Raw genomic sequence first — 11,826 nt, forward strand, 5'->3', positions numbered from 1 at the left:
TAAGCGCGCGAAGCCGCTATCGCACGCGTTTCACATCCACCGCGCGGCCGTTGCCGACCCGTGCCGTATAATGGCCGAGCACGCCGGCCTTGATCGTGATCGTATCGCCCTTGCGCGGTTCGAAGGTCGGCGATTCGGAGATCGACTGCCACACGCCGCTCTCGGCCAGGCTGAAGGTCCACATCCCGTACGACGCTTGTTGCACGGCAGTGACGGTGCCGGTGATTTGCTTGACGTCGGTATCGGATTCGGCGCGCGGGTCTTCCTTACCCGTGCCGAATAGGTTGAGGTGCGGCAGCGAGAAGCCGAACAGCGACCGCTTCGCGCGCTGGACAGTTTCGCGATCGACGATCCGGATCTGGCGTGAATCGCGCGCGGCGATCAGCGCCGCGCTCGTCTGTTCGTAACAGGCCAGCCGCTGATCGGCCGGGACAGCGCGGCACGCGGCGATCGCCGACACAAGCGCATCGCCACGCCCGTCGCCGTCCTGCGCGCTGGCCCGCAACGGCACCAGCGCGGCGCACGCGATCAACAAGATGGCGCTCTTGCGCATGAACCGATGCTCCGACTGTGATCCCTGCGGCGCTTATACGCCGCGCGCGCCGGGGCGCAAATCCGGCCAGATCGGGCACATGTATCTAAAACGTCACATCCCGGAAGTTATTATCGCCCCGAAACATTCTCCGTTGCGAGGAGAGGGTTTGATGTCTTATCCATATTACCAAGGCACGACCGTGTTCGGCCAACACAAAATAGTCCGGTCGACAGACCGAAAAGGGGTTTTATGAAAATGACGACGCGAGCCGCTCTGCTTGGTTCCACCTTGTTCGCAACCGCAGCGATGCTGTCGGCACCTGCCTTCGCGCAGACCGCACCAGCTTCGCCGCCCGCCAACGCACCGGCGCAGACCGCCGATACGACCGGCCCGGACATCGTCGTCACCGGCAGCTTGATCCGCAACCCCAACCTCGTCAGCTCGACCCCAGTCGCTGTCATCAGCTCGGACGAGCTCGCCCTGCGTCAGACCAACACCGCAGAACAGATCGTTCGTGATCTCCCAGGCGCGGCGGCCAGCATCGGTTCAGCCGTCAATAACGGCAACGGTGGTGCCGCTTATGTCGATCTTCGCGGCCTCGGCAACTTCCGCAACGTCGTCCTGCTCGACGGCAACCGCATTACACCGTCGAACACGGTCGGTCGCGTCGATCTCAACAACATTCCGCTCGCTTTGGTCCAACGCGTCGACGTCGTGACCGGCGGTGCAGCGACCACCTACGGCGCGGACGCCGTGTCGGGTGTCGTAAACTTCGTAACGCGCCAGGATTTCTCGGGCGTTGAAGCGGCGGTCTCGAACCAGATCACCGAGCGTGGAGATGGGCATTATTATCGTGGCGATCTGACCATCGGCTCCAATTTCGACGATGGCCGCGGCAACGCCGTGCTGTCAGTCGGCTATCAGCATTCCGACCCGGTCTATCAGGGCGCGCGCAAGTTCTCGACGAACAACTACACCTCGACCTCGGGTGCGGCTGGTGGTTCGGGCACCACGGTGCCGACCCGCTTCTCGGTTGCGGGCCTCGCCGGTTTCCTAGACGCCCCGGCGAATACCATCCCCGCTCCGACACGGGTCTCGGGCAACCGTCAGATCAACCCCTCCACCGGAGCGCTGCAGTCGCCCGTGGTCCCGTTCAACTTCAATCCGTACAACATTTTCCAGACGCCGTTCCAGCGGTACAATATTTATGGCGCGGCGCGGTATGAAATTGCCGACAATATCGAAGTCTATTCGCGCGGCATGTTCTCCAAGAATACTGTGAGCACGATTATTGCGCCGTCGGGCATTTTTGGCTCTTCGCTGTCGATCCCGTTCTCCAACCCGTATCTTCCGGCGGCGGCACGGACCACCTTCTGCAACAACAATCCGACCTTTACTGCGGCTGGTGTCCGGGTGGCACAGCTCACCACGGCAGAGTGCAACGCGGCCGCGGCGGCAACCACGACGGCCGATCCGAACTTCCGTTACTTCACCGTTGCGACCAACCGTCGCACGACCGAAGTCGGCCCGCGTCTTTCGGACTTCAAGACGACGGTGTTCGATTACCGTATTGGCGCCAAGATCGGCATCACCAACTCGATCAAGCTCGACATCAACGGGTCGTACGGTGAATCCGAGAATGTTCAGACGATCCAGAATTACGTGCTGACCTCGCGCGTCCGCGCCGCGGTATTTGCCACCAACACGACGACGTGTTTGGCTGGCGCGCCTGGTGGGTCCGCGTCGGCCGGGTGCATTCCGATCAACCTGTTCGGCCCGGAGGGATCGATCACGCCTGCGCAGGTCAACTATCTGACTGCGAATAGCACCACGACGAACTTCACCTCGCTTGCTCAAGCGCGGGCCTTGTTCACGGGCGATGTCGGCGTGACCTCCCCCTTCGCCAATAGCCCAATCGGCTTTGCGGCAGGTGCCGAGTATCGCAAGTACACCGCATCGCAATCGTCCGATCTGCTGTCGCAGACCCCGGGGGAACTGGGCGGCGCAGGCGGCGCGGCACCGACCTTCGTCGGCGGCTATCATGTCACCGAAGGCTATGGCGAGCTCAACATCCCGCTCGTCGCGGACAAGCCGTTTTTCGAGAGCCTGACGCTCGAAACCGGGCTGCGCTACTCGGCTTATAAGGTCGATACCGTCGCCTCGACGCAGTATGACACCGTGACCTACAAGGGCGGTGCGACGTGGGAACCCATGCACGGGATCAAGCTTCGCGGAACCTATCAGCGCGCGGTCCGTGCGCCGAACATCAACGAGTTGTTCGCCCCGGTCTCGACCGGTCTGACCAGCCTGTCGTTCGACGCCTGCGCGGGGGCAGCTCCGACCACGAACGCCAATCTTCGCGCCGTGTGTCTGGCGCAGGGTGCCCCGGTCGCCTCGATCGGAAGCATTCAGAGGCCGACCGCCTCGCAAGCAAACATCACCAGCGGCGGCAATATCGGGCTGCGTCCTGAAAAGTCTGACTCCTTCACGCTCGGTGCAGTGTTCCAGCCGGACTTCGTTCCCGGCTTCTCGATCTCGGTCGATTATTACAACATCTACATCCGTCAGGCGATTTCGCAGCTGACGGCGGGCGCTGCCTATAATCTGTGCTTCGGTAACGCGAGCGGCGCCGGCATAACCGCCGCTAGCGTCACCAACGTCAACTGCACCTCGATCCGGCGCAACCCGGCAACGGGTGCACTCGACGGTGATCCCGCGACGACGCTTGGTCTCAACATTATTCCGGGCAATGACGGTGTCGTGCTGACCGACGGTATCGATCTGACCGCCAACTATCGCCGCAATTTGGGCTTCGCCAAGTTGAACATGAGCTTCCAGGGTAACTGGACGGCACGTTCGCGCTTCCAGGCGCGTCCGGGCTCGGACATCCAGAACTGCGTCGGTCTGTACGGCAAGAATTGCGGCTCGCCCGCTTCGGCCGGTCCGTCGTCGACGGCCGGATCGATCCAGCCTGAATTCACGTGGAACCAGCGCACCACGCTGTCGTTCAGCAGAATCGATTTGTCGCTTAACTGGCGTCACATCAGCGGCGTGCGAGTTGAACCCGGCGTCACGACCTTCACCGGAACGATCGGCTCGGGCGCGCTGGCTGGGACGCTGGTCAATTTCGGGAAGATCCCGGCTTATGACTATTTCGACCTGGCAACCCGCGTTAACATTGGGGATCATTTCGACCTGACCTTCACGGTCAGCAACCTGTTCGACCGGCAGCCGCCGGTTGTCGGTGGCACGGTCGGTACGACCTCGTTCAACAGCGGCAACACCTTCCCGTCGACCTACGACGCGTTGGGCCGTCGCTTCGCGGTCGGTGCTACCGTCAAGTTCTGATCGTAACGACCACTTAAAGAAGGAGGGCGGGCCGCGAGGCTCGCCCTTTTTTTGTGGCGCGTCCGTTAGTCGGTCGTGTGCGGGCGTGGTTGTCGGCGTTTGCCGTGCCCGCAATCATACCGGCCCCCAACCCCGTTCGTCCCCGGACCTGATCCGGGGCTGTCGAAGCACAGCGCACCAAATGCCGGCGGGGTCGCTGGGGCCACCGGCCCTTCGGCAAGCTCAGGGCGAATGGAAGGTGTGCAATCCGCAGCGCTCAAGGCCGCCTATTCGGCGGTACCGAAGCGATCGACCCACGGTGCCAGGATCGGCAGCACCGGCGCGAGCTGAGCGGCATAACGCTGCCATTGCCCACCGCCATTATACAGGCCGCGCCGGACTTGCGTCGCGCTCGCGGTGCGGACGCCGCGGCTCTGCGCTGTGCTGGCAAACCGTGCGAAATCATCGGTCCAGGCGATGCCGATGAAAGCGGCCAGCGCGCGCACCGTCGGTTCGAAATCACACACCAGCCGATCGTAGCGCACATCGTGACACGCAATGGGCAGTAGCGCGCGCGCGTCATCGATCAAGCGCATCAGCGCGTCATAATGCCGCGCCGCCTCCTTGAGATCGCTGAACGCCCAGGCACCGGCCCCGGGCGTAAAATTGACCCGGTAGCAGCTCAAGATCACGTCGCGCGGATCACGCCGCATCACGACGAAGCGCGCGTTCGGGAACAAGCGCGCGAGAATCGGCAGCTTGATCCCGTTATACGGGTTCATGTCGACCAGCACCTTACCCGCGACCGGCCCGCCGAGCGCGGCGACGCGCGCCCAATAAGCGGCGCGCAAGCGCGACAGCAGCGCGGGATCGAGGCTGTCGAGCGGGGGCATCGTGCCATCGTTTGACAGCAGTGCTTCATCGACATCGGCGAGCGTATCGCGCTCCTCCAGCGCGACGACGTCGGGCGCGCTTGCCAGGACATTCTCGATCAGCGTCGTCCCCGAGCGCGGGTAGCCAAGCAGGAAGACATGCGTCGCCGCCGCACCGGGGACGGGGTCGTCGTCGGGCGGCAGGACGGCGACTGGCCCGGTCGCGACAACTTGCGCGCGGATCGCCTCGATAAAGGCGCGGTGCGACGGACGATCGGGTCCGGGTTCGAGACTGTCGCGAAACGTGTCGCGAAAGCTCGCCTGCGCGGCGCAATAGGAGTCGAAGGCCTCGGCCGGGCGATCGAGCCGGTCGAGCGCATCGCCGAGCAGCGTCAGCGAGCGCGTGCGATCCTCCGGCGCGAGGCGGGTTTCGAGCAACGGGCGCAACAAGGCCTCGGCCGCAGCCCCGTCGCGCGCTTCCACCGCCAGCACCGCGAGCGCGAAAATCGCCGATGGTTCGTGTGGGTTGAGCGCCAGCGCGCGCTCGGCATAGGCGCGCGCGTTTTCGGCCTCGCCGCGCCGCGCCGCGCCGTCGCTCAGCTTGCCAAGCGCGGGCGAGAGCGTCGGATCGAGCGCCAGTGCGCGGTCGTAGCTGGCGGTTGCAGCGGCATCGGCGCGCTGCGCATCGAGGACATAGCCACGTTCGAGCCAGGCGGCGGCGTGGCGCGGTTCAACGGCGACGACACCGTCGAGCACGCGTAGCGCCTCGTCGAGATGCCCCTGCTTGCGGAGCACCGCACCGATCGAGCCGAGGACCGCGACATCGCCCGGACTGATCACCAGCGCGCGCTGCAGCAAGGCATGTGCGCCGCCGAATTCCCCCGCTTCTTCGCGACGCCATGCGGCAAGATTGAGCACCAGCGGATCGACTCGCCCCGCCGCCAGCGCGCGTTCCGCCAGCATTGCGGCACGCGCGACGTCGCCCGCCGCAAGCGCTTGCTCGATCTGCACGCGTTGCGGATGGGGGGGGGCCGGCGGGCGGCGGCGCTTGATGACTCGGTTTGACATGGCGACGCGGCAATCCTTATCATCGATCCGGGGCTACGCCATATCCCCGCTTATATCTTCGCCATTTCATGAGGTTGTGATGCTGATCCTGCTGCTCTTGTCGCTCGTGGCGGCCGATCCCCAGCCGGTGCCTGTCGCGGCACCAAAGAAGCCCGCACCATCGCCCGACAAAATAATTTGCCAAAGTTTCGCCGAGACCGGGTCGCTGATCAGCACCCACAAGGTGTGCAAGACGAAACGCGAATGGGAGCGGGAGCGCGAGAATGTGCGCGCATCGGGGCCGGGGGTGGATTCGTGCCGCAACTCGGGCAATGGCGGGGTGTGCTGAGCTAGCGGTGCATCCCTTAATCCCGTTCGCCCTGAACGCGTCGAAGGCCTGTCTGACACTATCGGCACCGGACTTTGTGGCGCGATGCCCTTCGACACGCTCAGGGCGAACGGATCACCGGCTATTCCAGCAGCGGCGCTGGCGCGGTCAGCGCGATGCCCGCAGCTTTGGCGACCGCCTCGGCCCAGATCGCGACCTTTTCAATCTCGTCAGCGTGGAGCATATCGCCGCGGGCCACCTCGGCGGCACGGTCGCGCGCATCGAATGCGACGCCCGATTTGGAATGCGTGGTGAAAGCGGGGCCGGCGGCGATCTCGGCCAGCGCCTGGTGGTCGAGCGGTCGCCCGATGAGCCTCGCGAAGGCCGATACCGCCGCCGACGGATCGGCCATCAGCGTCGCGCTGTCGAGCGTGCGCACGCGGGCCGGACCGAAGGTCGCGACCAACCGCGCGAACAATTGCTGGTGCGCAAGCCAACCGACCGCCGCGACTTGCAAGTCGGTCTGAGCAAGATAGTCGCGCGGGCCGAAGCCCAGATCGACGAGCTTATCGTCGAGCATCCCGGTCAGCAGGGTGCGCACCCACAACCGCCCGTCCAGCCCCTTGCGCGCGATCGAACCGAGATAAGTCCGCAGCGGCGCGTACAGCAGCACGGCGCATGCGTCGCTGCGCAGCGTCAGCATCGCAGGCGCAAGCGCGTTCGCAATGGTCGAGGGTTTGACGCAGACGAACTCGCCCGCGCCGAACGGTCGCGATAGCAAGGTCAACGCGTCATCGAACACTTGTGCCATGTCCGGCCCCTGCCCGCCACGCCGCCGCCAACCGATAATATCGTTGAAGATCACCGGCTCCTTCAGCCCCATCGCCCAGCCCGGCCGATCAAACGCGCGCGCGAGCAAGGTCGAACAGCAGAACGCCGAGTGAAAGATGAAGTGCAGCGGTGCCGTCGGCGGCGCGGCGGCAATCGCATCGGCGCGGCGCACCACGAGCGGGGTGACACCGGCGGGCAGATATTCATCGGTCAGGAAGGTCGCGCAACGGTGGACGTCGCGCGGCACCGGCAACAAGTGGACCGCATCATGCCCCGGATCGTAGCGGTGCGCGAGCCACGTCGCGTCGCGCGCGGCGGCTTCGATCGTAAGGGGCTGGCCGCCAGCGGAGAGTGCGGAATTCATCGCGCTTGTTTGTGCATCCGGTCACGCGTTGTCTAGTCGGTGCGGCACGGATATGCAGATCGCATGGACGATCCGCACATTCAGCATTTGCTCAAGACCGCCGTGCAGGAGCGACGTGCCGGACGTGCCGATGCGGCAGCGGCGCTGTTCCGGGAGGTGCTGGCAGGGGCTGGCGAGCATCCGATGGCGCTCAACGCGCTCGGCCTGCACGCGCTCACGCACGCCGACACCGAAGAGGCGACCGGCCTGTTCAAGCGTGCGATCGCCGCCGATCCGGTCGCGCCCGATCTGTGGATGAACCTCGCCAAAGCGCACCGTGAACAGGGCGACGATACGGGCGAGCAAGCCGCACTCGACGGCGCGCTGGCGATCGACCAGCGGCATTTCATGGCGCTGGTGCGGATGGCCGAATTGCTCGAACGGCGCGGCGAGCACGCGCGCGCGGCCGAACGCTGGAGCGACGTGCTGGCGATGGAAAGCGCGATCGAGGAGCGCAGCCCGGCGCTCGAACTGATGTTCGATCATGCGCGCAGCGCTGTCGTGCGCCAGCGCGACCGCTTCGGCGATGCGATCGATCGCGGGCTGGCAGACGCGCGCGCGGGCGTCGCTGCGGCGGATCGTCGACGGGTCGATGCGTGTATCGACCATGCACTCGGGCGGCGTGCGATCTATGCGAACCACTGCGCGGGGATGCATTTTCCCTTCCTGCCGGCAGAGGAATATTTCGACCGCGGCCATTTCCCGTGGCTGGCCGAGATCGAAGCGAAAACCGACGTGATCCGCGCGGAACTGGAAGCGATTTTGGCCGAGGATGCTTCGATTGTGCGCCCCTATATCGCGATGCCGCCGGGCACCCCGCCCAACAAATGGTCGCCGCTCGACCATTCGCTCGCGTGGGGCGCGCTGCATCTGTGGAAGGACGGGCAGCGCGACGATGCGGCCTGCGCACGCGCGCCGCTGACGGCGGCGGCGATTGCGGCATTGCCTTTGTCCGATCTGCCGGGGCGGACGCCGACGGTGTTCTTTTCGATTCTGCGGCCCGGTGCGCATCTCCCGGCGCATACCGGGGTCAGCAATGTGCGGACGATCATCCATGTACCGCTGATCGTGCCGCCGGGGTGCAGCTTTCGCGTTGGCGGCGAAACGCGCGCGTGGCGCGTCGGCGAGGCATGGGCGTTCGATGATACGATCGAGCATGAAGCGTGGAATCGCTCGGGCGAAATGCGCGCGATCCTGATCTTCGACGTGTGGAACCCGTATATCACGCCCGCCGAGCGCGATCTGTTGCGGCGTTTCTACGCGGTGGCCGCCGATGCCGACGATGCCCCGGCGGCGGCGCTGAGCGTCAGCGACTGAGCGCGGCGTCGATCAGCGCGGATTCGGCCACCGCGCGGCCCGCGTTGCGCGCGACCCACGCCTCGGCAGCATCGAGTTCGGGCGCGATTGCCGCTGCCACTTCCGCCGCACGCGCGAGGCGCGCAGCATTATCGAACGCGACGTTGGGGTTTTTCGAATAGGTCGAGAAAAGCGGCCCCGCGACGACCGCCTCCAGCGCTTTAGCCTCCAGCGGCACACCGAGATGCGCGGCGGCGGCGGTGAGCACGGGTACGGGATCGTTGAACAGGAACTCGGCATCGAGCGTGCGCGCGTGCGGCATTGCGGCGAGCGTTGCGGTGAAGGCATCGACTTGCGCCAGCCACAGCGCTGCGGCGCGCTCGGCATCGTTCAGCGCCGACCAGTCACCGAGATAGCGCGCAAGCTGGGTCGTCACGGTGCGCAGCCAGTTGCGGTGATTGTCGTCGCGCAGGATCGCCTGAAGATACGCGCGGAGCGGCAAATAGAGCAGGATCGCGCGCGCATCCGGGGCCGCCGCAGCGATCTGCGGCAGCAGGAAATTGACCGGCACATTGGCCTTGACCAGCGTCGGCGCGTCCGCGCGGTAGCGCTTGCCGAGCATCGCCAGCACCAGCGGGAGCCGCGCAGGATCCCCCTGGATCGCGGTTTGACGCAAGGCGAGCGGCTCGCGCAGCACAAGGCTCGCGCCCGGATCGTCGAGCGCGCGGGCGAGCAAGGTCGATCCGCAATGCGCCATGTGAAAAATCCACGAAGTCGGCTGCGCAGCGGGCACGCGCGCGGCGAGGCTGGCTAGCGGCAGCGCCATGCTCTGGTCGGAAGCGGGCAAAATCCGCCGATCGAGAAAGATCGAACGGTGATAGGCGGCGCGGTCCATCGGCACGAACACTGCCTGACCATCCTCGAACGAATGGAGATAATGGCCGGGCGAGGCGAAGAGATCGTCGAGGGTCAAAGGCACGTTTCCGCTATAGCCGCAGCCGCGCGGGGCCGCTATCCCCGGCGGGCCATGCCCGACATCCTTTTACCCGCAAAATATCAGCCGCACGTCATCATCGCCGCGACCGGCGAGCGGTCGATCCTTGAGCTCGACAAGGCGCAGATCATCGATCTGTACAAGACCCACGGCGCGCTGCTGTTCAGCGGCTTCGGCGTCGATGTCCCGCAGTTCGGGGCGTTCGCCAAGCGATTCTGTTCGACCTCGGTGGTGAATGAGAGTCCGGGCCGTCAGCCGGTCGATGCGGCGGCCAATATCTTCACGGTCGATGGCGGGGACAAGGCGTTCGCGCTGCACCCCGAGCTGTCGCGTGAGCCGTGGAAGCCCGACGTTGCCTTTTTCGGGTGCCAGAGCGCGCCGAAATCGGGCGGGCGGACGACGATTTGCGACGGCGTGGCGCTCGTGCGCGCGTTGCCCGAGACGATGCGGCGCGAGCTCGAAAACCGCCGGCTGCTCTACATCAAGCCGGTTTGGCCGTCGCTGCTGGAATATTGGCTCGGCACTGCAGAACCAACCGATGCGCAGCTCGCCGCGCCGCCGCCGGGTTGTCCCTATTATTTCCGGCGCTATCCCGACACCGGCATCTTGCGCGTGTTCACCCGCCCCGCCCTGCACCGGCCAATGTTCATCGACGAGCCTGCGTTCGGCAATTTCCTGCTGTTTGCGCGCTTCAACCACGGCCGCCCCGATCACCCTGTGCTCGACGACGGGCAGGAGGTGCCCGAGGCCTGGTTGCAGTTGATCAAGGTCGCGGGCGACCGGCTTAGCGCGGAGATCGAATGGAATGCGGGCGATCTGCTGATGCTCGACAATACCCGTTTCATGCACGGGCGCACCGCCATCAGCGACGTCGCCGAGCGCGTGATCCTGACCTATTTCGGCTATCTCGATTTCGCGATTCCGAGCGCCGAGGAACCCGCGAACGCGATCTGGCGGCGCGAGGATTTCGAACCGCCGCTGCGGCCCGATCATCCCCGCTCCAACCACGGCAAGGGACCGTCGGGCGCCTGACGCTTAGCCAGCCGCGCCGAAAATCCCGTATTGCGCGCGCCATGCGGCCACCTCTTGCGACAGATGATCGGGTGCCGGTTTCCCCGAAAGGACCAGGTCAGCCACCGCGCTTTCCGGGTGCAGCAACATCTTCTGCGACCCGTCGCTGAACCAGACGGGCACCAGCTGATCGCACAAGGTGTCGAGCATGGCAGCGGCCATCCCATTGGCTATCGCGTCGCTGCCGGGGAGCACACGGACGACGATCGCGACGCCTTCGAAGCAATTGCGCGGCGCGCGCTCGAACGCGATCGAGACAAGCAGGCCGGAGCGATCCGGTCGGGCTTCATCGGGCATCGCCGCCACCCGTCGCCAGGCGCAAAACCATGTCCGGCAGATCGGCGGGCGCTGCGCATGAATACCGCACCCGCGCGCCACCAGATGCTGGCAGGGGGTTCCGCCCGGCTTCTTGAAGTCAGGCGTGTCGACCGTCAGGACGGTGCAGCACGCCATGCAATCGCCACAGGCGCGGTCGCCGAGGACTGGCCCGAGCAAGATCGTTTCGAGGTCCGCGCCAGTCTGCATCGTTACCGGGTGCCGCGCCGCCGACGGAAATACAAGCGGAGCGCACCACTGGCTGGCGTCCCGCACCATGCCCGCTATGACCAAGGCGGGACAAGGTGGAGCGTAGGATGATCAACCCGGCAACGGAATGGGCCGAAGACATGGTCCGAACATGGCTGGAACGCCGCGTGGCCGCTTCGAAGCTGGATCAAGCCGCCGCCGACCGCGCCGGATATGCGGCACAGGATGACTATGACAAGGCCGCCGCCGAGGAATGGGTCTGCCGCACGCTGCACGCCACGGATTATACGGCGACTCAGGCCAGCTTCGCCAAGCGCATCAAAGACCTGATCGGTCAGGACACGTACCCCGTGGCGGGCATCAATGACGACGTGCGGTTCGAGCGGCATGTTCGCGGGCAGCTCCGCAAACTGGCGAAGATGACCAAGGCGAATGCCGGGTTCGATAATCTCCTGCGCTATCAGTGAATGCGGCGCGGCTGACCGCGCGGGAATTCGGGCTATTAGACGGTACGCTTGCGCACGTTGTCGCGCAGCGGCCGCGCGGCGCAAGCTCAAGATCGCCACCCAATACGCGCCGGGTTCCTACCTCCGAAAC

Annotated in this window: 10 protein-coding genes; 5 read left to right on the forward strand and 5 right to left on the reverse strand. The window is 65.4% G+C overall.

Translation table 11 applies throughout. The annotated features are described in order from the left end of the window. Positions 1 to 16 precede the first annotated feature (16 nt). Positions 17 to 553 (reverse strand): hypothetical protein, encoded by a 537-nt coding sequence (locus ABWP09_RS10790; protein WP_353205148.1) that lies wholly within the window; start codon positions 551 to 553, stop codon positions 17 to 19. 231 nt (positions 554 to 784) lie between these two features. Here ABWP09_RS10790 and ABWP09_RS10795 point away from each other — a divergent pair, with 231 nt between their 5' ends. After that, positions 785 to 3,883, forward strand: a complete 3,099-nt coding sequence (locus ABWP09_RS10795) for a TonB-dependent receptor domain-containing protein (protein ID WP_353205149.1) — start codon at positions 785 to 787, stop codon at positions 3,881 to 3,883. A 266-nt stretch (positions 3,884 to 4,149) separates the two neighbouring features. Here ABWP09_RS10795 and ABWP09_RS10800 read toward each other — a convergent pair whose 3' ends face one another. Next, on the reverse strand, positions 4,150 to 5,745 hold the full coding sequence (locus ABWP09_RS10800; RefSeq protein WP_353205150.1) for a tetratricopeptide repeat-containing sulfotransferase family protein: 1,596 nt from the start codon (positions 5,743 to 5,745) through the stop codon (positions 4,150 to 4,152). 136 nt (positions 5,746 to 5,881) lie between these two features. Between ABWP09_RS10800 and ABWP09_RS10805 the strand changes: the two genes are divergently transcribed. Then, the gene (locus ABWP09_RS10805) at positions 5,882 to 6,130 is read left to right on the forward strand and encodes a hypothetical protein (RefSeq protein WP_353205151.1); all 249 of its coding nucleotides are present in this window, start codon (positions 5,882 to 5,884) and stop codon (positions 6,128 to 6,130) included. A 121-nt stretch (positions 6,131 to 6,251) separates the two neighbouring features. Here the strand turns inward: ABWP09_RS10805 and ABWP09_RS10810 are convergent, their stop codons facing one another. Beyond that, positions 6,252 to 7,304 (reverse strand): hypothetical protein, encoded by a 1,053-nt coding sequence (locus ABWP09_RS10810; RefSeq protein WP_353205152.1) that lies wholly within the window; start codon positions 7,302 to 7,304, stop codon positions 6,252 to 6,254. 63 nt (positions 7,305 to 7,367) lie between these two features. Here ABWP09_RS10810 and ABWP09_RS10815 point away from each other — a divergent pair, with 63 nt between their 5' ends. Further along, entirely contained in the window at positions 7,368 to 8,660 is a 1,293-nt protein-coding gene (locus ABWP09_RS10815; protein ID WP_353205153.1) for an aspartyl/asparaginyl beta-hydroxylase domain-containing protein, read from the forward strand. Here the strand turns inward: ABWP09_RS10815 and ABWP09_RS10820 are convergent. Then, the gene (locus ABWP09_RS10820) at positions 8,650 to 9,618 is read right to left on the reverse strand and encodes a hypothetical protein (RefSeq protein WP_353205154.1); all 969 of its coding nucleotides are present in this window, start codon (positions 9,616 to 9,618) and stop codon (positions 8,650 to 8,652) included. The genes ABWP09_RS10815 and ABWP09_RS10820 overlap by 11 nt on opposite strands. 48 nt (positions 9,619 to 9,666) lie before the next feature. Here ABWP09_RS10820 and ABWP09_RS10825 point away from each other — a divergent pair, with 48 nt between their 5' ends. Then, positions 9,667 to 10,665, forward strand: a complete 999-nt coding sequence (locus tag ABWP09_RS10825; protein ID WP_353205155.1) for a TauD/TfdA family dioxygenase — start codon at positions 9,667 to 9,669, stop codon at positions 10,663 to 10,665. A 3-nt stretch (positions 10,666 to 10,668) separates the two neighbouring features. Here ABWP09_RS10825 and ABWP09_RS10830 read toward each other — a convergent pair whose 3' ends face one another. After that, entirely contained in the window at positions 10,669 to 11,229 is a 561-nt protein-coding gene (locus ABWP09_RS10830; protein WP_353205156.1) for a YkgJ family cysteine cluster protein, read from the reverse strand. Positions 11,230 to 11,336: 107 nt separating this feature from the next. Here ABWP09_RS10830 and ABWP09_RS10835 point away from each other — a divergent pair, with 107 nt between their 5' ends. Beyond that, a complete protein-coding gene (locus tag ABWP09_RS10835; protein ID WP_353205157.1) occupies positions 11,337 to 11,696 on the forward strand; it encodes a hypothetical protein in 360 nt (119 codons plus the stop codon). The last annotated feature ends 130 nt before the right edge of the window (positions 11,697 to 11,826 follow it).

It is taken from the genome of Sphingomonas sp. (genome assembly GCF_040398505.1).
GTDB lineage: Bacteria > Pseudomonadota > Alphaproteobacteria > Sphingomonadales > Sphingomonadaceae > Sphingomonas.

What these genes read in the sequence shown, in the direction of transcription:
- ABWP09_RS10790 (WP_353205148.1), bottom strand. Translation starts at nt 553, where the DNA reads ATGCGCAAGAGCGCCATCTTGTTGATCGCGTGCGCCGCGCTGGTGCCG.
- ABWP09_RS10795 (WP_353205149.1), top strand. Translation starts at nt 785, where the DNA reads ATGAAAATGACGACGCGAGCCGCTCTGCTTGGTTCCACCTTGTTCGCA.
- ABWP09_RS10805 (WP_353205151.1), top strand. Translation starts at nt 5,882, where the DNA reads ATGCTGATCCTGCTGCTCTTGTCGCTCGTGGCGGCCGATCCCCAGCCG.
- ABWP09_RS10810 (WP_353205152.1), bottom strand. Translation starts at nt 7,304, where the DNA reads ATGAATTCCGCACTCTCCGCTGGCGGCCAGCCCCTTACGATCGAAGCC.
- ABWP09_RS10815 (WP_353205153.1), top strand. Translation starts at nt 7,368, where the DNA reads ATGGACGATCCGCACATTCAGCATTTGCTCAAGACCGCCGTGCAGGAG.
- ABWP09_RS10825 (WP_353205155.1), top strand. Translation starts at nt 9,667, where the DNA reads ATGCCCGACATCCTTTTACCCGCAAAATATCAGCCGCACGTCATCATC.
- ABWP09_RS10830 (WP_353205156.1), bottom strand. Translation starts at nt 11,229, where the DNA reads ATGCAGACTGGCGCGGACCTCGAAACGATCTTGCTCGGGCCAGTCCTC.
- ABWP09_RS10835 (WP_353205157.1), top strand. Translation starts at nt 11,337, where the DNA reads ATGATCAACCCGGCAACGGAATGGGCCGAAGACATGGTCCGAACATGG.